At 39.3% G+C, this 24,940-nt stretch carries 25 protein-coding genes; 5 read left to right on the top strand and 20 right to left on the bottom strand.

What is annotated here, in order from left to right; genetic code table 11:
- Positions 1–109: 109 nt before the first annotated feature.
- The gene (locus AC0KUU_RS07330; RefSeq protein ID WP_322552093.1) at positions 110–772 is read right to left on the bottom strand and encodes a hypothetical protein; all 663 of its coding nucleotides are present in this window, start codon (positions 770–772) and stop codon (positions 110–112) included.
- Between the two features lie 248 nt (positions 773–1,020).
- On the opposite strand from AC0KUU_RS07330, the gene AC0KUU_RS07325 reads away from it, so the two are divergent.
- Together AC0KUU_RS07325 and AC0KUU_RS07320 are read left to right on the top strand one after the other, a co-directional pair.
- On the top strand, positions 1,021–1,608 hold the full coding sequence (locus tag AC0KUU_RS07325; protein WP_043982872.1) for a beta-class carbonic anhydrase: 588 nt from the start codon (positions 1,021–1,023) through the stop codon (positions 1,606–1,608).
- 16 nt (positions 1,609–1,624) lie between these two features.
- The gene (locus tag AC0KUU_RS07320; protein WP_322552094.1) at positions 1,625–3,244 is read left to right on the top strand and encodes a SulP family inorganic anion transporter; all 1,620 of its coding nucleotides are present in this window, start codon (positions 1,625–1,627) and stop codon (positions 3,242–3,244) included.
- 43 nt (positions 3,245–3,287) lie between these two features.
- On the opposite strand, the gene AC0KUU_RS07315 is transcribed toward AC0KUU_RS07320, so the two are convergent.
- Both AC0KUU_RS07315 and AC0KUU_RS07310 read right to left on the bottom strand, forming a co-directional pair.
- On the bottom strand, positions 3,288–3,971 hold the full coding sequence (locus AC0KUU_RS07315; RefSeq protein ID WP_028408317.1) for a response regulator transcription factor: 684 nt from the start codon (positions 3,969–3,971) through the stop codon (positions 3,288–3,290).
- Positions 3,949–5,439, bottom strand: coding sequence for a sensor histidine kinase (locus tag AC0KUU_RS07310; protein ID WP_322552095.1), 1,491 nt, complete (start codon positions 5,437–5,439; stop codon positions 3,949–3,951). Before AC0KUU_RS07310 ends, AC0KUU_RS07315 begins: the two co-directional genes overlap by 23 nt.
- A gap of 270 nt (positions 5,440–5,709) precedes the next feature.
- Between AC0KUU_RS07310 and AC0KUU_RS07305 the strand changes: the two genes are divergently transcribed.
- On the top strand, positions 5,710–6,207 hold the full coding sequence (locus AC0KUU_RS07305) for a GNAT family N-acetyltransferase (RefSeq protein ID WP_043982879.1): 498 nt from the start codon (positions 5,710–5,712) through the stop codon (positions 6,205–6,207).
- Between the two features lie 26 nt (positions 6,208–6,233).
- Here AC0KUU_RS07305 and AC0KUU_RS07300 read toward each other — a convergent pair whose 3' ends face one another.
- The 3 genes from AC0KUU_RS07300 to AC0KUU_RS07290 all read right to left on the bottom strand — a co-directional run bounded on the left by AC0KUU_RS07300 (position 6,234) and on the right by AC0KUU_RS07290 (position 9,117).
- Complete coding sequence (locus AC0KUU_RS07300; protein ID WP_043982881.1) at positions 6,234–6,434, bottom strand: hypothetical protein; 201 nt, start codon at positions 6,432–6,434, stop codon at positions 6,234–6,236.
- Positions 6,435–6,829: 395 nt separating this feature from the next.
- Positions 6,830–7,369 (bottom strand): SMI1/KNR4 family protein, encoded by a 540-nt coding sequence (locus AC0KUU_RS07295; RefSeq protein WP_043982883.1) that lies wholly within the window; start codon positions 7,367–7,369, stop codon positions 6,830–6,832.
- A 155-nt stretch (positions 7,370–7,524) separates the two neighbouring features.
- Positions 7,525–9,117 carry an APC family permease gene (locus tag AC0KUU_RS07290; RefSeq protein ID WP_322552096.1) on the bottom strand — a complete coding sequence of 531 codons (1,593 nt, stop codon included), beginning with the start codon at positions 9,115–9,117 and terminating at the stop codon, positions 7,525–7,527.
- Positions 9,118–9,366: 249 nt separating this feature from the next.
- Here AC0KUU_RS07290 and AC0KUU_RS07285 point away from each other — a divergent pair, with 249 nt between their 5' ends.
- Both AC0KUU_RS07285 and spoIIP read left to right on the top strand, forming a co-directional pair.
- Positions 9,367–10,935, top strand: a complete 1,569-nt coding sequence (locus tag AC0KUU_RS07285; protein ID WP_043982886.1) for an RQC-minor-2 family DNA-binding protein — start codon at positions 9,367–9,369, stop codon at positions 10,933–10,935.
- Between the two features lie 160 nt (positions 10,936–11,095).
- On the top strand, positions 11,096–12,265 hold the full coding sequence (gene spoIIP, locus AC0KUU_RS07280) for a stage II sporulation protein P (protein ID WP_043982887.1): 1,170 nt from the start codon (positions 11,096–11,098) through the stop codon (positions 12,263–12,265).
- Between the two features lie 26 nt (positions 12,266–12,291).
- Here spoIIP and cobO read toward each other — a convergent pair whose 3' ends face one another.
- Genes cobO through AC0KUU_RS07210 form a run of 14 tightly spaced genes read right to left on the bottom strand, consistent with a single transcriptional unit; the run spans position 12,292 to position 24,870 of the window.
- Positions 12,292–12,831 carry a cob(I)yrinic acid a,c-diamide adenosyltransferase gene (gene cobO / locus AC0KUU_RS07275; RefSeq protein WP_013057304.1) on the bottom strand — a complete coding sequence of 180 codons (540 nt, stop codon included), beginning with the start codon at positions 12,829–12,831 and terminating at the stop codon, positions 12,292–12,294.
- A 31-nt stretch (positions 12,832–12,862) separates the two neighbouring features.
- Entirely contained in the window at positions 12,863–13,432 is a 570-nt protein-coding gene (locus AC0KUU_RS07270) for a nitroreductase family protein (protein ID WP_050690212.1), read from the bottom strand.
- A gap of 20 nt (positions 13,433–13,452) precedes the next feature.
- Positions 13,453–14,223, bottom strand: a complete 771-nt coding sequence (gene cobA, locus AC0KUU_RS07265) for a uroporphyrinogen-III C-methyltransferase (protein WP_013057306.1) — start codon at positions 14,221–14,223, stop codon at positions 13,453–13,455.
- A complete protein-coding gene (locus AC0KUU_RS07260; protein ID WP_165575071.1) occupies positions 14,220–15,602 on the bottom strand; it encodes a cobyrinate a,c-diamide synthase in 1,383 nt (460 codons plus the stop codon). Before AC0KUU_RS07260 ends, cobA begins: the two co-directional genes overlap by 4 nt.
- 13 nt (positions 15,603–15,615) lie before the next feature.
- Positions 15,616–16,740, bottom strand: coding sequence for a cobalt-precorrin 5A hydrolase (locus tag AC0KUU_RS07255; RefSeq protein WP_322552097.1), 1,125 nt, complete (start codon positions 16,738–16,740; stop codon positions 15,616–15,618).
- Positions 16,737–17,513: a precorrin-4 C(11)-methyltransferase gene (gene cobM / locus AC0KUU_RS07250; RefSeq protein ID WP_025751698.1), complete on the bottom strand. Its 777-nt coding sequence runs from the start codon at positions 17,511–17,513 to the stop codon at positions 16,737–16,739. The genes AC0KUU_RS07255 and cobM overlap by 4 nt, the downstream gene beginning before the upstream one ends.
- A complete protein-coding gene (cobI, locus tag AC0KUU_RS07245) occupies positions 17,510–18,211 on the bottom strand; it encodes a precorrin-2 C(20)-methyltransferase (protein ID WP_013057310.1) in 702 nt (233 codons plus the stop codon). The genes cobM and cobI overlap by 4 nt, the downstream gene beginning before the upstream one ends.
- A 2-nt stretch (positions 18,212–18,213) precedes the next feature.
- The gene (locus AC0KUU_RS07240; protein WP_043982895.1) at positions 18,214–19,410 is read right to left on the bottom strand and encodes a bifunctional cobalt-precorrin-7 (C(5))-methyltransferase/cobalt-precorrin-6B (C(15))-methyltransferase; all 1,197 of its coding nucleotides are present in this window, start codon (positions 19,408–19,410) and stop codon (positions 18,214–18,216) included.
- The gene (locus AC0KUU_RS07235) at positions 19,400–20,503 is read right to left on the bottom strand and encodes a cobalt-precorrin-5B (C(1))-methyltransferase (RefSeq protein WP_043982896.1); all 1,104 of its coding nucleotides are present in this window, start codon (positions 20,501–20,503) and stop codon (positions 19,400–19,402) included. The genes AC0KUU_RS07240 and AC0KUU_RS07235 overlap by 11 nt, the downstream gene beginning before the upstream one ends.
- Positions 20,504–20,506: 3 nt before the next feature.
- Positions 20,507–21,154: a precorrin-8X methylmutase gene (locus AC0KUU_RS07230; RefSeq protein ID WP_013083415.1), complete on the bottom strand. Its 648-nt coding sequence runs from the start codon at positions 21,152–21,154 to the stop codon at positions 20,507–20,509.
- A 5-nt stretch (positions 21,155–21,159) separates the two neighbouring features.
- Positions 21,160–21,927: a precorrin-6A reductase gene (gene cobK / locus AC0KUU_RS07225; RefSeq protein WP_043982897.1), complete on the bottom strand. Its 768-nt coding sequence runs from the start codon at positions 21,925–21,927 to the stop codon at positions 21,160–21,162.
- Positions 21,924–22,835 carry a sirohydrochlorin chelatase gene (locus tag AC0KUU_RS07220; RefSeq protein WP_322552098.1) on the bottom strand — a complete coding sequence of 304 codons (912 nt, stop codon included), beginning with the start codon at positions 22,833–22,835 and terminating at the stop codon, positions 21,924–21,926. The genes cobK and AC0KUU_RS07220 overlap by 4 nt, the downstream gene beginning before the upstream one ends.
- A gap of 18 nt (positions 22,836–22,853) precedes the next feature.
- Complete coding sequence (cobJ, locus tag AC0KUU_RS07215) at positions 22,854–24,476, bottom strand: precorrin-3B C(17)-methyltransferase (RefSeq protein WP_322552099.1); 1,623 nt, start codon at positions 24,474–24,476, stop codon at positions 22,854–22,856.
- Positions 24,477–24,489: 13 nt separating this feature from the next.
- The gene (locus AC0KUU_RS07210; protein ID WP_043982900.1) at positions 24,490–24,870 is read right to left on the bottom strand and encodes a (2Fe-2S) ferredoxin domain-containing protein; all 381 of its coding nucleotides are present in this window, start codon (positions 24,868–24,870) and stop codon (positions 24,490–24,492) included.
- Between the last annotated feature and the right edge of the window lie 70 nt (positions 24,871–24,940).

The following is a 24,940-nucleotide window of genomic DNA, read 5'->3' as shown; positions in this document are numbered from 1 at the left end:
CTATATTACTATTATAGATTAACGTTAACGTTAATGTCAATAACAGTAAGACATTTTATGTAAATTTAAAAAATATGTGCACAAAAAAACCTATTGATAAATCAATAGGTTACATCAATAGGTCATATAGCTGCTGTGCTGTTTCTCCTGTTACTTTACCGTATACCCCTCTTCTTTTAGAAGTAAGTTCCGCACTCTCGGCGGTGAATCGTACATTGTATACGACTCCTTCATAAGTAAGCTGTACATCTGGATCAAGAGCGATGCTGTAATCAGCTTTTTTCCATTGAATTTGTTTCATAATTGATTCTACAGCTAAAGCATCTTCTGAACTTAACGTTTTATCTCCTGCTTTTATAGGCTTGCCCTCCCTTTTTTTATTAAGTTTTAGTTCAGAATGAGAAGATGAAAATTCAAGTTGGTTTTTATCATGCGCTATGAAATCTTGAGGTAGTTCTACATAGCGGACAACTTCTCCTTCGTGTACAAACACAAGCATTTGATTAGCAGCAGATATTTTTTTCATTACCTCTTCACTGATCGGTGCGTTTACAAGTTTTTCTACGTCGGCTTTCTTGCTTTTGTTTGTTAATAAATATCCTTTTTCCCATTTAAAATCACTTAACTTCGATACATCCACTGACCTTACACCTTTTTTTTCAAATGATTGCTGAATATTCTCCCCCATTTCTTTGTCGTTGGTGACTTGAGCATTAGAACTGCACCCTACTAAACAACAAAAAATAAGGCCTATTGCTATAAGAGCCTTCACTTTTGCCTTCCTCCTCTCTACCATTCTTCTAGACAATTCCAACTTTGTACCATTTTAACATATAATTCCTATTTTTCGTGAAAACAAAGAATGAATACGTTTACATAATTTCACGCATATAAATGTGATTTATTTATAAGTTTTTTCTGAATATTTTAAGAAAATTTTAATATTTTATTTAGTTCGTTTTTAAACTTTATCTTTAGACTAAAAAATAAGTTAAAAATAAATAACGCAGGAGGAAAACAATGACTTGTCTATCTGAAGTTTTAAAGTTTAATGAAAAATTTGTAACAAATAATCAATTCGAGGCTTTTCAAACATCCAAATTTCCTAACAAAAAAATAGTGATCTTAACTTGTATGGATACACGTTTGTTAGAATTACTTCCTAAAGCCATGGGGCTAAAAAATGGAGATGCAAAAATAGTGAAAAATGCCGGAGCTGTTATCTCCCATCCCTTTGGCAGCGTCATGAGAAGTATATTAGTTGCCGTCTACGCTTTGCAAGCTGATGAAGTATGTGTCATCGGTCATCATGAATGTGGAATGACGGGCATGAAAGCTGAAGCTATTTTAGCCTCTGCTGAACAAAGAGGGATCAGCGCGGAACAAATTCGTAATCTAAAATATGCCGGTATTGATTTAGAATCATGGCTGACTGGGTTTGAATGTGTAGAAGATAGTGTCGAAAACAGTGTGGATATGATTCGAAATCACCCTTTATTACCGAAAGACGTGCTTGTTTCTGGAATGGTTATTCATCCTTCAACAGGAAAACTTGACGTCGTTGTCAACGGCTATTCCCAAGACCGAGCTGAAACCGTAAGCTCATGAAGGAGGATTTTATCGAATGCTAAAAGATAACCGATTTCAAGGCTATTCAGCAGGGCATTTACAAAAAGACATTATCGCCGGTTTGGTTGTTGGGGTCGTTGCTATTCCTTTAGCAATGGCCTTTGCCATCGCTTCTGGTGTAAGACCTGAATACGGGATTTATACAACCATTATCGCAGGGATTATGGTTTCAATATTAGGCGGATCGAAATTTCAAATTGGAGGTCCAACAGGTGCATTTGTTCCGGTGCTGCTTGGAGTTGTCATGCAGTATGGTTATGAGAACCTCATTATTGCCGGCTTTATGGCTGGAATTATGATTACGCTTCTCGGAATATTTAAGCTAGGGAAATTTATAAAGTTTATTCCGCGCCCTGTAACGATTGGATTTACAGCAGGAATTGCGATTATTATCTTCTCAGGTCAGATCGCTAATTTTCTAGGATTAAAAGGAATTGCAAAACATGAGGAATTTCATTTAAATATGATTGAAATCCTACGAAAAATTGCAACGATTAACATTTACAGCGTCATCATAGCCGCTATTTGTTTAGCTATCGTGATTACAACGCCAAAGTTTTTACCTAAAATTCCCGGTGCCCTTCTAGGTCTTCTTGTCTCCACACTTGTAGCCATTACACTGTTCCCAGGAAAAGTTGCAACGATTGGCTCTACTTACGGTGCCATTCCGAGCAAACTACCATCTTTTAGCTTCCCAGATTTAACTTGGGATAACATCGTGATGCTATTTCCGGCCGCCTGCGTAATTGCAATGCTTGGAGGTATTGAATCTTTACTATCGGCTGTTGTTGCTGATAATATGGCTAAAACCAAGCATAATAGCAATAAAGAGCTTGTCGGCCAAGGAATTGCTAATATCGCTACCTCGCTATTTGGCGGAATTCCAGCAACTGGTGCCATTGCCAGAACGGCTACTAATATCAAAAACGGCGCAGCTTCTCCGTTATCAGGAGTCATACACGGCTTAGTTGTTTTATTGGTCCTTGTGATGCTAGCTCCTTATGCATCAAACATTCCGCTGGCAAGTATGGCACCTATTTTAATGTTTGTGGCTTGGAATATGAGTGAGCGTAAAGAATTTGCGCATATTTTAAAAACCAAGTCAGCTGATTCATTTGTACTTGTAGCTACGTTTTTATTAACAGTTTCAATCGATTTAACAACAGGTGTAGGCGTGGGTCTACTTTTAGCTATTGTTATGTTTGTGAAACGAATGAGCGGATCACTAAAGATTTCAAAGGTTTTAGCGGAAACATCTGAAAACGCTCACAAATCTGATTTGATGGAATATACCATGCAAGGATCTCTTTTCTTTGGATCAGCTGAAGTATTAGAAGATTCCTTCGATAAGATCGCTGAAGCGAAACCGAAAGTTTTATTGCTTCGAATGAGCCAAGTCTCCTTTATTGATACATCTGGAGAAGCTTTACTATCGAAGGTGGTCGAACGTTTGAAAGATTCGCATAGCCAAGTCGTTATTTCTGGCTTACAGCACCAGCCGAAAGAAATGTTAAAGTCAACCGGTCTATATGATAAAATCGGTGAAAAAAATATATTTTCTTCCGAACCTCCCGTGAGTAAGATTAAAGCTCGTCATAGAATCGTTACTACGTAATAAAAAAGAGATCCGAACGATTAATCGTTCAGATCTCTTTTTTTTAAATATTAAACCGGTACCCTGCTCCCCAAACCGTTTCTAGGTACTGAGGATCTGCTGGGTTTTCTTCTAACTTTTCTCTTAGTTTTCGAATGTGAACTGTTACGGTTGAAATATCTCCTGAAGAATCAAATCCCCAAATTTTTTCAAATAGATGTTCTTTACTTAATACTTGATTTGGATGAGAAACGATAAACTTCAGCAAATCGAATTCCTTCGCTGTAAAAAACACTTCTTTGTCATTCACAAATACTCTTCTAGCGAGCGTGTCAATCGCTAAACCATGAATACGAATCATACGCTTTTCCTGCTTATCAGAGAGTCTTTCATATCTCGCTAAATGCGCTTTGACTCTTGCAACCAGCTCCCCAGGGCTGAATGGCTTGGTAATATAGTCATCTGCACCTAGCCCGAGCCCTCTAATTTTATCGATTTCTTCTTTTTTAGCTGAAACTAAAATGATTGGTATATCTTTTGCAGCTCGAATTTGCTTGCACACTTCAAATCCGCTCACTTTAGGGAGCATAATATCCAAAATAACCAGATCAAAATGTTCATTTAACGCTTTTTCTAATCCCTTATCACCGCTATATTGAACGTCTATTTCAAAATCGTTAATTTCTAAATAATCTCTTTGCAATTCAGCAATACTTACTTCATCTTCAACTAACAATATCTTCTTCATATGTATCACCATTTTCATTCATTTTTTGCAAAGAAAAGAAAATACTTGTTCCTTCGCCAAGCTTACTTAGTGCCCAGATGTCTCCCCCGTGGCGTTCAACAATTTGTTTTGCAATGGCCAGTCCAAGTCCACTTCCTCCAGTATTGCTGTTGCGGGACTGTTCTGCTCGATAAAACCGGTCAAAAATATGCGCTAATGCTTCCGGTGAAATCCCTGCGCCATTGTCTTTCACTTCAATAATGAGTTCGCTTTCGGTAGCAGAAAGAACGATATCGATTCTTTTTCTTTCTTTATCCATAAATTTAATACTATTGGTTGTTAAATTTATTAAAACTCTTCGCAGCTGCTCAGCATCTGCCTTTGCATACAGTGTCGTTAGAGACTCATTAGAAAATAAAACATCAATATCATGTTCGCTCATTTCAAACTGAAGCTCTTGCACATAACTTTCCATAAATGCTGAAATATTAAGTTTTTTAAACACAAATGGAATTTCGTGCAAATCCAATTTAGAAAATAAAAACAGCTCATCGATTAACGCATTCATGTCTTTTGCTTTCGTTGAAATCGTTAACAAATATTTAGAAAGCTTATCTGGCGTATTAGCTACTCCATCTTGAATTCCTTCTACATACCCTACAATGGAAGTAATAGGAGTTCGCAGATCGTGTGAAATACTTGAAAGCAGCTGTTTACGGTTATCTTCATACTGAATTTGCAGTTCAACAGAAGATTTTAGTTTTTGCCTCATTTCTTCAAAAGCTTGCGTTAATTCGCCTATTTCATCCTTTGAATTAGCAGAGATTTCAAAGTGAAGATCACCTTGTTTTATTTTTTCAGCCGCTTCTTTTAATTCACGAATGGGTTTAATAATGCTTCTTGAAACAAGATAGTTTATAAATCCAATAATCACAATTACTAAAATTAATAGTAGAAAGATTAAAAAAGGGAAAATTCGATTAATAATGCCTACATAAGGGCTGATTTTTCGCAAAACGTAAATGCTTCCTTTTTCTTGATTCGAGAAAGGAAAATCAAGGTTGATATATGTAAAGTACTGCTTGCCTATGCGCAGCATGTCCTGCTGATACGAATGATTTCCTTTACTTTTTTGATGCTTTGGCAAGTATTTACGAAGGTTTTCTCCTTTAATGGATTCTGAAGCATATACAACCTCTTTGTTTTTTTGAATCACAATATCAATATTTTCAAATTCATATTTTTTAACCGTCTCCGGACGCAGCAGCTGCTCCGGTTTTTCTTCACTCAATAACTTTAAATCCAAGAATGCATTTTCTTCTTCTGGCGTTAACAATTTATACTCATAGGAGTGACTGTACAGTTTTCTTACAAAATCGGCGTCTCCAGTAATGGAGAAGAAAATGAGAAAGCCCGATAAAAAAAGCAAAATAATAAAGACAAACACAATACTGATATACGTTAAAATAAAACGAAGCTGAATTGACATTACTTACCCTATGCCCCTTTGGCTTTAACAAAACTATTTGATAGACTAGTAAAGGTGAATAACAAATAGATCGTTAGACATTATACATATAGCAAAAATTAAAACAACAAAACAAATGTATATTCTCACTTTACCGTGATAGAGTGAGAATGAACACCACCTTTTTTACCATTTTATGAATTACTGGAAAATTATGATCTATTTTTCATAATATTCTTAGGCTGAAAGGTATACTATATGCCTTAATATTTTAAAAAAGGAGATTTTTTAATGAAAATTATTAAAGCTACTTCCTCTCACATCCCTTCTGTTGCCCGTCTGTACGTTGACAGCTGGCGCATTACATACAAAGGATTAGTACCTGATGCTTATTTAAAAAGCTTATCTTATGAACAAAGTAGAGAAAAATGGTCCCTTTTTCTTACCGAGCCTTCTCATTTTATTTTGCTCGCTATCGATGAACGAGAAAAGATTGTCGGCTTTTCAGCAGGTAAGCCTCATTTGTCCCGTGCTGAAATATACGCGCTATACGTTTGCAAGGAAGTGCAAAACCAAGGAATTGGTCACCTTCTATTTTCTCATTCAGTAAAAGAATTTGCTGATCAGCAATATACGTCTATGATTATTTGGGCTATGAAGAAAAATAAGAAAGCCGTTCAGTTTTATAAAAAATCAGGCGGCAAAAAAATCTTGAATCGCACAAGTCAGTTTGGAGAAACTAAAGTTGAAGACGAAGCATACGGTTGGGAACGTCTTCCTTCTATATAAATAAACGAGCACACTAGTGTGCTCGTTTATTTGATAGGAACTCCTGCCGAAGAATTTTCTGGAGCTTGAGTTCGTTTTAGAAAAAAAGATAAGATCAGGACAATCACTTCAACGATAGCAGCAATAAAAAATGCTTGCTGCAATCCGGAAATCAGTCCATTCACTTTTGCTAAAGCTGTATTTGATTCATTTACCCCTTTTACGTACCTCTCTTTTCCAGAAGACATAATACCGACAAATAGCGCAGTTCCAATTGCTCCAGCACTTGTTGTAATGTATTCATTATTGCTGTGCCATAGGGATACAGCTGCTTAGAGAGCTGATATACCCCGGTAGTCTATGCAGGCAGCAACACCATCGAAATACCAATTGCAGCGCAACGACATAAGCTGCACTCGTAGAAGTAGAAAGTTGACTAAAAAGTACAAGAGATAGGATAACGAGCACAAGACCTGGAGTGACTAATGCTTTAGGACCAAACTTATTCACAACTCAGACATTAGACAATTTCTATACAATCATACTCATAACCTTTTAGAATCGCTTCGCTGTTCTAGCTTATAATGACTATACAAAAAGCAGAACGATTATACGCTCTGCTTTTAAGTTCGAGAAGATAATATTATTGAGCGGTCGTCTTTTTGTCCGTTGAATGAACTTTATTACAAAGCTCATTCCAGTGCCAAAAACAATTCCCTTGACTCACTATAAAACAATCCAGCCATTTCTGAAAATTCATATGTAATACATGTGCATCTTGAAACGATGCGTTCCGCTTTTTTACTATTATATATGCAGAGTGCGCTGATTTTTTGGAGTCAATGATAATCTCTTCTTCTCCAACAGACCCAATTGTCATATAGAGACTCTGACTTTTATAAGCTGTTTCTCTTACATCTTCTAAGCTATAAAGATTCCCTGCTATTTTTTTGTCAGCATCAATGAACAAATTACACCCATTTGTTAGCTGCAAAAACTGCTTGTAGTCTTCAGGAAGTGATACATGCATTTCATCTTCAAAAACATTCAGTTGATTCTTGCTTACTCCATCAAAAAAAGTACATGTGGTTCTGTATACTTCTCCTTCATTTTTACACACTTCTATAACATTATTGTTTTCCCACAGCCGCTTTCGAAGTGAATTTATTATTTTTTCAATCATACTCTTCCTCCAAGCGTTGGATTTAAAACGGTTACATTACATTAATTAAACAATAATGTGCTAATTCCTTCTTTCCTACTAAATTATACGACAAACTTTAGAATTTCATGTTCAAATAACATAGAAAAAAGCAGCGAATATCGCTGCTTTACAGGTTATACAGGTGCTTTTTCTTCCTGTTCAGGATGGTGATCGTAATCAATAAGCGCTTTTGGAAGGCACGTATATTTAGCCCAATAATAAATCCCAAGAGATACGACCGCTATGATAATTAAGTCTACAGGCGTATCGATCAAACCCTTTCCTCCGCCGAACGAACCAATATAAGAAATAAAGAGCATGATGATATAATAAGCAACTAACCACCAAGTTGATTTAATCTGCTGACGAAGACTTACTTCGTTTTTAGGCACATATTTAGCAAAAATCAAATATATAACAAACATAACCAATTGAGAAGTTAACAGCCATGAAATAGTCTTCCATCCTGACCAGTAGACAATAAAGGAAGCAAAAATAAAGGATAATGGACCAATTATACTCATTCCTCTTAATTTAAAAGGCTTTTCCAAATCTTTTGCGTTCACCATAAAGGCCGCTGATGAAATTGGTGCAATCGCGTAAGAAAGAATAAGCGCAACAGAGCATACGTTTACGAGTGCATTCCATGAAGGAAATGGCAGTGTCCAAAAAATCGAAAGTCCTAATGAAAGCCATAGAGATGATCGAGGAATCCCTGTTTTTTTATCCACATGAGCAAACGTTTTAAATAACGTACCGTTACGAGACCAAGCATAGATAAGTCTAGATGTTGTATTCATAAAAATATTACCGTTACCACCCGGTGATAAAATAGCGTCTAAAATAACAAGTGTTGCTAGCCAGCCAAGGCCAAGAACAACAGCGATGTCTTTAAATGGCAGTGAGAATTTATCTTGAATGCCGGACCAACCGCCTTTAATCATGTCAGATGGAATAGCTCCGATAAACAATACTTGTAGGGCAGTATAAATGAGAGCTGCTAGAATGATACAAATCACAAGAGCAATTGGAATATTACGCTGAGGATTTTTTACCTCTCCAGCTACAGATACAATTGGATGAAGGCCTAAGTAGGCAAACATAACCCCGCCTGTGGCAATGGCGGCCTGGATACCATCAAACCCCCCGGGAGCAAACTCTCCCATCGTAAAGTTTCCTGACTTAAAATAAAATGCCAGCGTTACGATTACTGTAAGCGGTACAAAATATTTAAAAATAGAAATGATAATATTCGATTTTGCAAATGCTTTTACACTCCAGTAATTGAGTAAAAAGAATAAGCAAAGCAACACAAATTGTAGAATCCATCCAGATATCGTCGGTGAATCAGATCCGGATTTTGTTAAACCTGGAAACCAGTAGGCCACATACTGTCTCACAGCTGTTACTTCGATAGCGATTAAGCTAGTGTACGCTACAATAGTAATAAATGAAATCATATAGCCTACAAGATGACCGTGTGAATAAACAGGATACCGAATAATTCCTCCTGTACGAGGCAAGGCAGCCCCTAGCTCAGCGTATACAAGGCCTATTAATAAAATAATAACTCCACCAATAACCCAAGAAAAACTTCCTGCAGGACCGGCTTGCGTAGCCACATTACTAACGGCAAACAGCCAAGCGGAGCCAAAAATAGCCCCCAATCCAATCAATGTTAAATCTAATAGGGATATCGTCTTTTTAAACGGACCTTTATTATCCATAAGCTTCCTCCTTTGGATGAATCATCACTTTTGTTGTTTTTTTTGACAACATTCATATATATTCGATAATATGTGTCAAAATTTTTATTACTATACCCATTCAAAATTACTTTGAATCCCTTTTCTTGATTTCTACAGATTAATTAACAGAAAATTTTAAAAAATAACTCTTATATTCAAGACACACTAAAACTTTTTCTTCTCTTCTTTAATAGGTAAAATACTCAATAAATGAAAGGAGTTAGACAAATGACTTTACCAGAAAATTTGCCTGTTGATTTTACAGCTTACAACCACTTAACATTCCTTCCGCTCGGACGCAAAAATAAATCGATTCGGTCCGTAGGAAGTAAACATACTAAAGGGCTGCTTGGACGTTTAAATGACTACTTTGAGCGAGCAATGAATGAGTTATCTCAAGAAGATATAGTCCTTTTTCAAACGTTCTTATATGGAAGTCATAGGGGCGGTTTTCCTGTCGCAATTGATAAAAATGAAGACGTTTATCCTCACTTTTGGAAACCGACTTCATTTCTATGGAAAGAATATAATAAGAATCGCGGCATTCCTATTCATCATGATGAGTTTTATTCTCAAGATTTTACGGTTTTAACTAAAAATGAGTTGGAAAACTACCTCGGAAGTATTATGAAAGATTACATGTTTTGTGCTAGGATACATGATTCTTCCAAAGAAGAATGGATTCAACATATTAATAAGTGTTTCTTCAAACATCCGCTCATTTCCCTTTATCATCGAAATGCAGATGTGATTGAAGCAATTGAACAATCAAAAAAATCACCTTTGCTTTTTATTATGAAAAACCCTGAGCAAATTGCTTTTTGGCGCAATCGGATTGAAATCATTATGAGACCTTTTCGATCTCTTCCTTTCACCGCCTTTGAGAGAGGATTTTCAGATACGGAAGATACGGTATTAACTGTTCACGGAGAAAACGAGATCATTCGCTTAGCTTCAGAAAACAGAGGTCTCTCCGTAACATATGATGTTACAAATAATGCTATTTCACTCGATGATGAGTATAATGTAGTGCTAGCAGCGAAACGCTTAGCTACAACTCAGCGGCAGTTCGAAGAGATTATAGATGAAAATGAAGAAGTGATTCAAAAACTACTGGTCTTTTTTAAATGGAAAAGTCTTTTAAAGCATCATGAAGTGCACATCAAAGAAATCCAAGACAAATTGTGCAGCCTAACCACTTATCAACTTAATCAAAGACAAGTTTTACAGGAAAACGAGCCCTTTCTTTCTTTCATTCAAAAGGTATTACAAGTAAAAACACCGAATGCAAATCTCGAAGTTGGTTCCATTCAATGGTTTTCGCAATGGGATTTTCCAGATGTCACCCTGCTGCAGGAAACAAACAAATTTACATGTTATATGGACCCAAACGAAATAGAAAAGAAACTGACAGAAATAGGCGCTAAGATAGAAAATGAACTTCATAAGCAGCGTCAGGACCTGCTTTCGACTCCGCTAGAAATCGGTCAAATAACTTTTGATTCAAACCAAATGCTACGGTTACTAACGCTTATAGATACCTTAAAGAACACGGAAACTCAGCAGAGTTACGTACAAATTTTAGAAGGTGTTTCTACTAACAGTATTCGTCAAAAAGAGCTCGATAAAATACCTGCATTTGGATTATTAAGTTCCGTGAAGCGCAAGCGCATTGTTACGTATTTACAAGAATTACAAAACTATCAGCTGCTTAAAAAAGAGAAAAAAGGATTCAGCCTCACTCCAAAAGGTGAAGCCATTCGACGTCTATTTGAAGAAGAATCACTGAGAATATGAGATTATATCTCGCGTGATTCTTCTTTTTTGATTTTGAAGACTACTTTCTCTATTAAATGCTTATCATAATTAGAAATCTCCATTCATATAATCATTACTAGATTAGCAAAGTCCTTCATACCTATTAGCCTGATGCTGACATAGAGAGGAGATTTCGCCATTGAAATCTAGTAATCGCGCCAATTTTGTAGTGTTAACATATAAGATGGTTCTTGTTATTTTATCCATTGTTTTAATGACATCATCTATCATTGTTCTAGTAAGTTACTCAGCATTTAAAGAACAGTTCAATTCTTCTATTGTCTATCAAACGTTATCGAAGCATAAAGCAGAAAGCCTTTATTATTTGATGAGCCAGGAAAACCACCACTTTTCAACGGCTTTTGATAAAAATTATTCGCCTCCAGGTCTTTCTTCTACACTGCTAGAGTTATCAACAAGTATTCGAGCAGAAGACGCGAGAAGCTTGTTTGGTTCAGAACTGCCTGGATTCAGTATTTACGACTCCAATATTATCATCGCCGGTGAAGGCACAAATTTCACAAACTTCCCTAGAGAATCTGCACCACCGTTAGATGAAACGCTAAAAGAAAGAAATTCTACTACAAAAGTTCAGCAACCTAAAGATAACGATGGTACGAATGCTCCAAATAATAATACAACTGGCGGAAAAAAGGTATTTTATATTTATCATACGCACAGCTGGGAATCTTACTTGCCTCTGTTAGGACTTGAAGGTGATCCAGATGCTAATAAAGCTGTAGATAGTAAAACCAATATTAATATAGTCGCAAATATGCTAGGAAAAGATTTAGAGGCTCAGGGAATTGGGGCAGAAGTGGATCAAACCAATATTGGACAGAAATTAAAAGAAAAAGGCTGGAACACCAACCAATCGTACGCCATGTCTCGCACAGTAATTGAAACGGCGATGACTGAGAATAGAGATTTAACTTACTTTATCGATTTGCACCGAGATTCGCTTCGAAAAGATAATACAACCATTAAGATTAACAATAAATCGTATGCAAAAGTTGTGTTTGTTTTAGGGAAAGCGAATCAAAACTTTGAACAAAACTTAAAAATGGCAAAAGCGCTTCATGAAGGTCTTGAAAAGAAATATCCTGGGTTAAGCCGCGGAGTTATTGGCAAAAACAAATCCAGCGGTAACGGTGTATATAACCAAGATGTTTCTAAAAATGCGATTTTAATTGAAGTGGGCGGAGTTGATAATAACTTTGATGAACTAACCAACACAACAAAAGCACTGTCTGATGTCATTAGCCAATTTTACTGGCAAGCTGAAAAAGTAGATGCCCCTGCTCAATAAAAAAAGCCCTCAGTGAAGAGGGCTTTTTAAAATTCAATTCCTTTTACAGCAGGAATTCCTTCATCATAATAATGTTTATGAGGCTTCATTTCCGTCACAAGATCTGCTGCATCCATCACTTCTTTTTTGGCAGAACGCCCGGTAATGACCAAATGCATATGCTCAGGGCGCTTTTGAATAAGGTCAATTACTTCATGTAGCGGTAGCACATCATCAATAGGAAATTTCTCGATAGCCAGTGCATTATTTAACTCGTCTAAAATAACTACATCATATTCGTTCGAGAAGACTTTTTCCTTCGTTAGCGCCCAAGCTTTTTGCAACGCTTCACGATGTTCAGGCGGTGTTTTTGTCCACGTAAAGCCTACTCCTGTTTGAATCATTTCAATTCCTATTCTGTCAAACATCAGCTTTTCGCCATATGTACGCTGAGGAGATTTAATAAATTGAATCATTAATACTTTTTGTCCGCGTCCCGTAGCGCGCAACGCAAGACCTAAAGCAGCGGTTGTTTTTCCTTTACCGTCTCCTGTATAAATTAACGTAAGACCCCGTTTGTCTTTCAATCTAAAAACCTCTTTTTCTTCGAATTTCAGTTTACAGCCATGTTGTTTTTTCTGTAAACGGTGTTCTAGCAGGCTCTTTCATTTTTGTAAGAGACTCTTCATTTGGGTAACCTAAAAATACGTTTCCTACTACGACTTTACCTGAAGGGTTGCCAATAAACTCATGCAATCTCTCGTCTCGAACAAGACCAACGCCTCTTGTTCTCCAAACGAATCCAAGACCTAGTTCTTTAGCCGCTAGCCACATGGAATGAATCGCGCATGAAACCGCATATTTGTTGTCTTCAGTGGCTTCATCGTCTCCTTCAACTGTATCAGCTGTTACGACGATATGTACAGGCGTATTTTTTACTGCTTTTAACGAACTTTCTACTAAATGAGGCTTTGTAGGAAAGCGCTCCTTTAAATACGCTTCAGCCAGTTCTTCATACTTCTTTTTTGCTTCTCCTTGAATCACATAAAAGCTCCAAGGCTCTCTCATTCGGTCATTTGGAGCCCACGTCGCTGCTTCAAGCAGCTGTTCGATTTTCTCTTGTTCCACTTCACGTGCTTCATGATCTCGTACCGCTCTTCGTTCTTTTAGCTGTGAAATAATCGTCATATTGTCTCCTCCTTTTAACGTTAAAGCAGAATATTTTCCGCTCTTTCTTCGAACCATTTTATTTTTTCTCTAATTGTCACAACTTCACCTACAAGCACAATGGCAGGATGAGCAATTTCTGCTTTTTTTGCTATTTCTTCGATTGTGGCAAGCGTTCCTGTTACGGTGCGCTGATACTTCGTTGTGCCCCATTGAACAAGCGCTACTGGCGTATGTTTATCTCGTCCATGGTCCATCAACTGCTTGCATATATGAGGTAAATTTCCAACGCCCATGTAAAACGCAATTGTATCTATTCCTTGAGCAAGCGCTGACCAATTTAAATAATCTTTTCCTTTTTCTTCTCTTCCATGACCCGTTACAATCGCAAAAGAAGTGGCATGATCTCTATGGGTAACAGGAATTCCTGCATAAGCTGGAGCTGCAATTCCTGACGTGATACCAGGCACTACTTCGTAAGGAATTCCTTGAGTAGCAAGCACTTCCGCTTCCTCTGCTCCGCGGCCAAACACAAAAGGATCGCCTCCTTTTAAGCGCGTCACTACTTTTCCTTGAAGCGCTTTTTCAACAAGCAGTTCGTGAATACGATCTTGGATGACTCCGTGCTTACCCGGTAATTTCCCGCAAAAAATAAGCTCCGCGTCTTTTTTAGCATAGTTTAACAACTGTTCGTTGGCTAAGCGGTCATATAAAATAACATCCGCTTCTTGAATACACTCCATTCCATATACGGTTATTAGCTTCGGATCTCCTGGTCCAGCTCCTACTAAATATACTTTTCCAACTGTCACACGGCATCTCTTCTTTCTTTTTTTACCGCTTTACACTGTTCCACCCAGTTTTCTACCATCTTCGTAGAAGAGCCGAAATGAAAGTGCGTATAGCCGGCAATTAAATTATTGTTCATATAGCCTTCTTCTTTCATTCCTCGCATCCCTTTTGTATCATAGGCAGGCGAAAACTCTTTCTCTGAATGAAAGGTTGAATAATGAAATTCATGGCCTTTAGCTTGTATATCGCCTTTAAATAAAAAATTCCCCTGCTTTCCCGTCACTTCTCGGTACCCTAAAGCAGCTAATTTTGTCTGCATTCTTACTTGTCCGGGAATAAGCCCCACCATTTCATGGCATGTATCATCTGTCGTGACAATAGCATCTGTTAAGAACATAAACCCTCCGCACTCAGCAAGCGTAGGAATCCCTTTTTGAATAGCTGCTCGAACAGAATTTTTAACGTCGATTTGCTGAGCCAGCGTTTCAGCAAATTCTTCTGGAAATCCGCCTCCTATATAAAGACCGTCAGCATCTTGTGGAACCACTTCTCCTTTTAAAGGCGAAAATTCTACAAGCTCTGCTCCGTAAGCTTTTAACAATTCGAAATTTTCTTCATAATAAAAGTTAAAAGCGGCATCTCTCGCTACAGCAATTTTCACTTGAGGTACGGACGGCTTTGTAAAGATAGGATCATTAATTTCTATTTTAGGAGCTAAAGCCAGTTCATATACTTTTTCGATATCAATTGTATCATGAACAAGCTTTCCTAACTGTTCAAAAAACGGTGTTAACTCTCCTCGTTCAATCGACGGAATGAGCCCGAGGTGACGTTCAGGAATCGTAAGATCATCGTTTCTTTTCAAGTAGCCTACTACAGGGATATGACATTCCTGCTCAATCGCTGCCTTAACAAGTTTATAATGTCCTTCACTTCCAACCCGGTTAGCAATCACACCGACAATGTTAGCTTCGGGTAAAAATTGCTGAAACCCTTTTACAATCGCCGCTGCACTTCTAGCCATACTAGCACAATTGACAACTAAAAGGACAGGGCTATTGGTGATTAAGCTGATTTCTGCTGTTGTTCCTTCGTTCGTTAACGGGTTTTTCCCATCGAAAAATCCCATAACTCCTTCCATGATGGAAATATCAGCATCTTCACTAGCGCGAGCGACAATTTCTCTAACCATATCGTGTTCAAGCATCCAGCTGTCTATATTTCGAGACGTTCGTTCTGTAACAGCCGTATGATACGTTGGATCAATATAATCGGGTCCGCATTTAAACCCTTGAACTCTGTAACCAGCTTGTCTTAATGCTGCCATCAGCCCGATTGTAAGTGTTGTTTTCCCTACGCCACTTCCGGTACCGGCAATGACGAGTCTTCTGTTTGACATGTTGTTCTCTCCTTTAGTCATAGGGAATAAGCGCCACTGAAATGGTGACATTCCCTGACTTTTTCTTCACAAGTTCAAGCTTATCAGCACCGCTGTATAACATAGCAGCAGGTTCACTAACGCCATATGCACCTGTATATTTAAAGACAGTATCTGAAGGCTGTTGGATACTTATGCTGTTTAGCTCTTGGGGCGAATAATAGACAAACTCCCAGCCGTACTTAGACGCCACTTCTAACAGCCCTTCTTCATCTTTCTTTATCTCTATTGTACATAATGCTTTTACACTTTTCATTGAAAACTGAAGTTCAGCAAGCGTTTTTTCAATAACGGTTTCAATTTCTGCTGCGCTTGTTCCTCTGTTACACCCCATCCCAATCGCCAGTACTTTTGGACGGTAAAGAACACCGTTTTCTAAGATCGCTTCTTCCTCTTCTTCTAAATTGCGATGCGTTACGACCAAGGCTGCATGTGGCGATGCTTCAAGAGCTGTCTGAATCGATGAATACGTTTTAATGTTAGCTGGAACAGGGTGCTCATAATGCCACCAGTTCTTTTCACCTGATTCTTGAACCACTGCTATTTCTTCTTCATTCACCACAGAAGCGCTGACAGGCGTTAGTTTTTCTGCTGATTCCCACACCCATCCAAAGCGCTTACCAAATAAATCAACTGGAATTGTTTTTTGCACATCGGATGCTGTTGTAATAACAGGATGAGCTTCAAGAGCTGCCGCAACTTCACGCGTAAGCTCGTTTGCTCCTCCGATATGACCTGAAAGCACGCTAATGACATTTTCACCTTTATCATCAATGACAACAACCGCAGGATCCGTTTTCTTATCTTTTAAAATAGGGGCAATCATACGCACAACTGCTCCCAGTGAGATAATAATAATAAGTCCTTTATACGATTCAAAAAGAGAAGGCAAAAGCATCCGAACGCTTCCTGAAAACAGCTGGATGTTCTGCTCTTGTTCGTCTCCTTTTTCAAACTTGCTCATGTAATACACATCAGACTGCTGAAAAGTGCGGCCTAGATTTCTTGCAATTTCTACGCCGTGTTTTGTGATAGCTACAACGGCATAATCTCCGCGCTGTGTAATGAGGGCTTTTTTTCCTTCTTGGAGTTGAATCATTCCGACTTCACTCCTCTTCGAAAGCCATGGGTAAATGTTTTGTCATAAAGTTTTGAACGATAATCTTTGTCATGAATGTGTGGATCAAGTGCCCAGCCTGCCAAAATCATCGCCTGCTTGCGAATGCCGTTTGTTCGCATAGCATCATCTAGGTCTTTTACCGTTGTGCGAACAATTTTTTCATCTGGCCACGTTGCTTTATAGACTACTACAACCGGCGTGTCTTCACTCCAACCCGCGCTTATAAATTCTTTCATTACTTTTTTTGTGAGCGTCGCGCTTAAAAATAACGCAATGGTACATTTATGTTTTGCTAAATCAGTTAATTTTTCAAACTCAGGTACAGGCGTTCTTCCTTCAGCACGAGTTAAAATAACCGTTTGAGTCAAATCTGGAATGGTTAATTCTGCTTCAGCCGCTGCAGCAGCAGCGAATACGGAGCTGACGCCCGGAACGATTTCAATATCAACGCCTTCTCTTTTTAAAAGCACCATTTGTTCCATAATGGCTCCGTACATAGCAGGATCTCCGGTATGTACTCTTACAACCATTTTTCCTTCACGCATGCGTTCAAGCATCGTACCGACCATTTCTTCTAGATGCATACCCGCTGTTTTTAACACTTCAGCTCCTGGTTTAGACTTAGCAACTAGCTCTTGACTTACCAGTGAGTCAGCGTACAAAACAACATCTGCTTGCTGAAGTAATTTTAAGCCTTTTACGGTAATTAAATCTGGATCTCCGGGTCCAGCTCCGATTATGTATAACTTCATTTTCGCACCACCATTAGCGTTAAGTATTGTAAATCGGCTCCTTCTAGTTCTGAAGCTTTCCAGATAATTTCTTCATCTGACGTTACTTTTGTCACCACTGACGCTTTTTCAAGCAGATCAAGCTCTTTTAAAAGACCGACCATAAAATCGATGACTTTGGCCACTTTAATAAAAATGACGCAGTCGTTTTCCATTAATACTTTTTTCATTGTTTCATAATCTTCACGAGCAGGAACAATTGCTACATGTTCATCACCGTCTGCTAACGGAATACCTAAACGAGATGCAGCTCCATTAATGGATGAAATACCAGGAATTACTTGAATCGGAGCTTCAGGGTGACGTTCTTGCATTAGACGCATCATGTGAATAAACGTACTGTAAAGCATAGGGTCTCCCTCTGTGACAAATGCTACATCTTTTCCTTCCTGGAGCTTTTCCCATACTCGTTCTACCGTTTCGGTCCATTTTCTTTCCAAAATAGCAGGATCTTTTGTCATTGGAAACACAAGGCCCAGCATATCTTTTTCATTTGCACTGAAATAGACATCAATAATTTTTTGGGCGTAGCTTTTGCTTCCTTTTTGTTTTTTCGGGTACGCAATAACGGGTGATTCTTTTAATTTACGAAATGCTTTTACTGTAATAAGTTCTGGATCTCCCGGTCCAACTCCAAGTCCGTACAATGTTCCAATCATATTCATTCTCCTCTTTTGGCTGTAATAATATAAATGGGGTTTAAAGCGTCAAATCGCGTTAAATGTAAAATGGGCTTGCTTCTTGAAATTTGTGCAAGGGTAACAGCAGTCTCGAATCCTCGCTCTTTAAAAGCTTTCATTGCTTCTGCTAAATTTTCAATCGTTACGGCATTTAATACGATGCGCCCTCCTGCATTTAACCGGCTGCAGCACACGTCTAAAATGGTTTCCATGCCTCCTGCTGTGCCTCCAATAAACACCGCGTCAGGATCAGCAAACTCACTTAACCCTTCCGGTGCCTTTCCGTGCACAGTGTGGGCGTCTACTCGAAATTTCAATAGATTTTCCCTGCAGTTTTCTAAGTCTGCTTCGTTTTTTTCCACGGCAAAAATTTGTCCTTCACGCGCAATTTTAGCCGCTTCAATTGCGACTGAACCCGTACATGTTCCGATATCCCATACGACGCTGTCTCTCTTTAGCTGCAGGGCGCTAATACTAAGTGTGCGAACTTCTTTTTTAGTAATAAGCCCCTTGTCCGGCTTGCGTTGAATAAATTCATCGTCCTCTATTCCGAGAGGCCAGACTGGGGTTTTTTCTACCTGTTTTAATATCACGACATTAAGCGGAGAAAACAGTTGATTCGCCGCTTCTTCCAGCGAAAGCAGCTGACAGCGCTCCGTTTCTCCTCCTAAATTCTCTGCTACAAACATCTTGTATTCCTTCATGCCGAATGATAATAAGTAGTTTGCCAGAGCACTAGGAGAATTTTGCTCATCGGTTAAAATCGCCACTGTTTTATAGCCGTCAATGCGCTGAGCCAGCCCTTTTATGCTCCTGCCGTGCACGCTTGTAAAATAAGCGTCTTGCCATCGCTCTTTTAAACGTGAGAATGCAAGCTGAATAGAACTTAAATAAGGATATATTTCAACGTCTAGCTTCGTAGAAAGATAGCTTCCTATTCCGTAAAATAACGGGTCGCCTGACGCTAACACAACCACATTTCCTTCTTCGTTTTTTAAACGTTCAACAAGAGGAGAAAGACCCCCTTCAATCGCTACCTTTTCTCCTTCGAAATCTTGAAAAAAATCCAGGTGACGCTTTCCTCCAATTAGCACATCACTTTCATACACCCACTGTTCATACATAGGAAGCAAGCTTAACTTCCCATCGTCACCAATTCCAATAATTTTAATTGCCATGTTGCACCGCCTGTCCTAAAAAATCTCCTTTTAATGTGTAAAGAGACGTATCGACATCGATTCCGTCCCCTACTTCCTTTAATGCTGATAAACAGCAGTACTCGCACAGTTTTTCAAAAAACTTATGATGACCGCTTTGCGTCATTAAATCCCCCACTTGAGAAGCTGTGTTTGCACCTTTTATTTCCTCTACCAGTTCAGCAGAAGCGCCTGACTCAGAAGCTGCTTTTGCTAAAAAATTAAAATCAATGGGTGCACTTTTTGAATGAACCATCATAACGCCTTGCGCGACTTTTGAAAACTTTCCCATCATGCCTACGAGCGATACTTTTTTCATTCCTTGCTTTTTACATTGTTTTAACGTAAATCCAACAAAATCTCCCATTTCGATAAATGCTTCTTCCGGAAGTTCAGGGAACTGTTTCATTCCATACTTTTCGCTTCGGCCCCCTGTCGTAATGACAACGTGCTCACAATTACTCGCTTTAGCAACGCTGATTGCCTGCACGATACTTGCTTTATAAGCAGCTGTTGAGAACGGAACGACAATTCCCCGCGTCCCCAGTATCGAAATGCCTCCTAAAATACCTAGACGCGCATTTAATGTCTTTTTCGCCATTTCTTCTCCTTCAGGAACCGAGATGACAATCTTAACGCCTTTTTGTATATTGTATTCAGCTAGAAGCTGTTCAGCCGTTTCTTTCAGCATCTTTCTTGGAACAGGGTTAATGGCTGCTTCACCGACAGGAACCGGGAGGCCGGGCTTTGTTACACGCCCTACTCCCACTCCTCCATCAATGATAATACCTGCACCATTACACCACGAAACTTCAGAAATAATCAGCGCTCCGTGCGTGGCATCGGGATCATCTCCAGCATCTTTAATGATGCTAGCTACAGCGCTGCTTGTGCGATACTCGCATTCTTCAAGATGAAACGTAGCAAAGCGGCCGACAGGTAGGTAAATCGTTGACTCATCTTGCACTTCTCCTGAAATTAGCGTAAGCAGAGCTGCTCTCGTAGCTGCCGTGGCACAAGCGCCCGTCGTATAGCCTTCTCTGAGTTTCTTAGGTTCTTTTGGTACTTCCTTCATGCGTTACACCTGATCTGCAAGAATTGAAATTGCATTTAATGCAGCAACCGTTACCGTACTGCCGCCTTTTCGCCCGATGTTTGTAATAAACGGCACGTCAAGTTTTGCAAGTTCTTCTTTAGATTCAGCTGCTGAAACAAATCCTACCGGCAGACCAATAACAAGCCCAGGCTTCGCTTCTCCTTCTTTAATCAAACGAATTAATTCAAGTAAAGCTGTGGGTGCGTTCCCAATTGCAAAAATTCCACCGTCTGCTTCTTTGATGGCTTTTCGCATAGAAATAATTGCACGCGTTGTATTTAAGCGCTTTGCTTCTTCCATTACGTCCGGATCCGAAATATAAACTTTGATTTCACCGCCGTGTTTTTCAATTCGCTGCTTGTTTGTTCCTACTTGCACCATTTGTACATCTGCAACCACTTGCTTGCCGCTGCGAATAGCTTTAATTCCTGCTTGAATCGCATCCGGATGAAACAGCATGCTGCGTCCAAGCTCAAAGTCTGCAGACGCATGAATTACGCGCTGAACAATTGGGTACTGTTCGTCTGTAAACGGATGAGGCCCAAGCTCTTCTGTAATCATCTCAAAACTTTTTCCTTCTATTTGCTGAGGCTGAACAGTTAACGGTTTAAATTCTGTACGAAAATCCATCTCAATCAACTCCTATTTTGGTTTACTAAAGCATGAACCACTTCTTCAAAAGTGGAATACACGGTTCCATACTCAATTTTCGGTCGCCCAATCATAATAATATCTAAGCCTAACTCTTTAGCTGCTTCCACTTTTTCATCCACAGATCCAACTTTTCCGCTTTCTTTTGTGACCATGACCGTCACTCCGTATTGCTTATACAGCGCTCGATCAAACTCTTTTGTAAACGGCCCTTGAATAGCAATAATATTTTTTTGCGAAAATCCCAATTGCTGGCACTTTTCCATATTATCCAGCCTTGGAAGCATACGAGCAACAAGCCGTACATCTGAAAGAGGAAGCAGCTTTTCTGTAAAAACCTGCAGCGTTTTGCTGCCTGTTGTCAGCATAATAACTCCTTTTTTCTCAGCTGCTACTTCTGCTGCTTCTTCATACGTAGAAACCATTGTCATATTATCATAGGTAAAAGCCTGCGAAGCCCGCTCATAGCGTATGTAAGGAATCGCTGTTTCAGCAGCCGCGCCGATAGCATTTTTAGATGCTTCTTCTGCAAAAGGATGACTTGCATCCACAATAGCTTTTACACGATGTTCGTTTACAAAATCCATCATATCTTCTTTTGTGAGACGTCCAATTTTCACTTTCACTTCTGCACGCTGTAATTCGATAGCTGCGTTTTCGGTTACAACCGTTGCCGTAACCTCATGACCTGCTTTTTTCACTTGCACGGCTAAGGCACGTGCATCGCTAGTTCCGGCTAACAATAAAATCATTTTAGCTCGCCGATCTTATCTTCATGATGATCGTGGTCATGATGGTGATCGTGGTGATGGTGTCCGTGATCATGGTCATGATCGTGATGATGATGGTGATCAATATGCTCCATAATGCCAAGGCGATATTGACACGTATCGCAGTTCATTTTCACTTCACCTTCTAATCCTTCTTCAGCACGTTCTTTTAAAATTGTCTGCAGTTTTGGGTGAAAACCGAAATAGCCGGCGAGCTTAAACTCAATGTTTTCATGCTGCATTTTATACTGCTTCACCATTTCTTCTAATCGCTTAATTAATACTCCTGTAAATAAGAAATACGGGAGAATAACCACTTTTTTAGCGCCCAATTTCAAACATCGCTCCACGCCTTCATCAATCAGTGGAGCGGTCACGCCCATAAAAGAAGTTTCAACGATTTTATAATTTGTTTTTTCCCAAAGAAGGCGCGTAATTTTATATAAATCACTGTTTGCATCAGGATCACTTCCTCCTCGCCCTAAGACGATAACAGCCGTGTCTTCAGCTGGAGTTTCTAAATTCTCTCCTGATTCTTGTAATCTCGTTTTTAAAATTTCAAGGGCTTCTTCATGAACGCCAATGGGACGTCCGTATACGAAGTTTACGTGTGGATATTTTTCCTTAGCTTCATCTATAGCCGCCGGAATATGTATTTTAGAGTGGCCAGCAGGCAAGAGCATAATTGGAATTACAACTACATCTTTTGCTCCTTTTGCCACACATATATCAATGCCTTGACTTACATTTGGGCGTTCAAATTCTAGAAAACACGTTTCTATTAAGATAGATGCGTCCCAATCATGCTTCATAGTCGAAATAAATTCGCGAATTTGATCGTTCCCTTCAGGATCTCTGCTTCCATGACCGACAAATAAAACTGATTTCATATAATGCCCTCCCATTTTTTAATCTCCACACGGAGCTGGTTCTACTTTTATTTTTGGTGTTATATCTTGATAGTCGAATCCATAAACGTTCTTCACACGCTTAAAGAATTTATGAAATCGCTCATTAGGATGACCTTTTTCTTTATATTCATGGACAATGTTCTCCACTATTTCAACAATGTCATCGGGTGCTATGCCTTCCGCCACAATTTGACCTGAATGCGCATTTCGTCCAACCGTTTTAGCTCCTAAAAATAAATCAAACGCACCTTTTCTATAGACAATGCCGATATCTTCTTGAACTGCGCCATAACAGGCCATACCGCATCCATTAATACCAAGCTTCAGCTCTTTTGGCATGTCCATTCCCCCGAGGCGTTTTTGTAATTCTTCCGTATGTGGAATAGCATCGCTTTTTTCTCCATCACAAAAATCACACGCTTTAATTGTGAACACGTCTCCGACCGGAGATAGTAAAAAGGAAGCTGCTTGGAGCTTTTTAATAATCACATCTGGCTGGGCTGTTGGAATTTGAAGTTTGATTTGATGGTCAGGTGTATACTCCATCGTACCTTTTTCACCAACAACTTCTGCTAGTGTTGTCATTTGAACAGGCGTGAATTTCTTATTGGCAAGTCCTGGACTAACCGCGACTTCGAAAATTGACTGTATTGGCTGGTGTACGACCCCAGAAGTGGTTTCACCTAAAATTGCTTGAAGCGCTTCTTCTGCAAGAGCTCGTGAAGTTGCTGTTTCTTCTGGTTTGGTCTGAACTGCTTCAATTGCTGAAGCTGTTTGCTCTACAGTCTCTTCTTGATCGAGAGCCCATGGTTCTGCTTCTTTTCGAAGTCGCTGATGCGGTCTTAGCGGCTGCTCCGTTTGGTTGAGGGTATATTTCCGCTGATACCCGCGCGGTGTAATCATTAAATCGTCGTAAAAGAACGTAGATGAATTTCCGACAACAACGGTAGTCAGCATGCCTATTTCATGGTTTAACATGTCTTTTAAGTTAGTCATTACGACTTCTTCACGGTCACGATAAGCGCTTTTCACAAGACCAACAGGCGTATCAGGAGAACGGTACTTTAATAGAATCCTTTGCGCTTCAACAATTTGTCTTGTTCGTCTTCCGCTCTTTGGGTTGTAAAAAGCCACTACAAAATCTGCTTGTGCAGCTGCTTCAATTCTTTTTTCGATTAGATCCCACGGCGTAAGGTGGTCACTTAAACTAATCGTACAAGCATCGTGCATCACGGGCGCTCCAAGGAGAGATGCGCATGAATTGATAGCCGAAATGCCAGGAATTACTTCCAGCTCTATGCCCGTTTCTTTTTTCCAGCCTTTTTCAATCAACACTTCATATACAAGGCCTGCCATTCCGTATACTCCTGCATCTCCGCTCGAAATGACAGCTACGGTTTTTCCTGCTTCGGCTTGCTTTACAGCTTCCTGTGCACGGCTTACTTCTTCGGTCATTCCCGTACTAATAATTTGCTGATTCGTTAACAGTCCTTGAATTAATTCCACATAGGTTTTGTAACCGATGATCATATCACTTTCTTGAATGGCTTCTCTTGCTCGCTGTGTAATATGTTCAAAGCTCCCCGGCCCAAATCCAATAACTAACAGTTTACCTTTCATGCTAGCTCCTCCTTTATGCGTTACTTTTTACTTTGTCAATTCCTTCTATGGAGTCACTGTTTTCCGGAGAAACGAAACCATTTTGATCATATTCATAAATAAGCGATTCCTTTACACTGCAGCCTCCTGCTAAATGCTCTTCGACAATCCGGTGAGCCACGGTTTCAGTGACCTGCTTGTACCAATCTCCTGAAGGATAGACGATAGCTACAGGAGCATCTTTGCATCGTCCGTTACAGCGCGTACGCGTTGTATGAACCGTTTCATCCAAATCCAGTTCCGTCACTTTATTTCGAATAGCTTGTGTGGCTTCTTCTCCACCTTTTCTCATACAGCTGCTTCCATTACAAATCAATACGTGATGTTTTGTTCCGTTTAAGTTCCACGTCGTCACACTCATTCGCTCCTTTACTAAAAAAAGCGCCTCTATCAATGATAGAGGCGCAGAAAATTCAAACTAAGTT

The organism is Priestia sp. ST2 (assembly GCF_055810735.1).
Note: the sequence above shows the minus strand (reverse complement) of the source record. Positions and strands in the feature narration are given on the sequence as shown.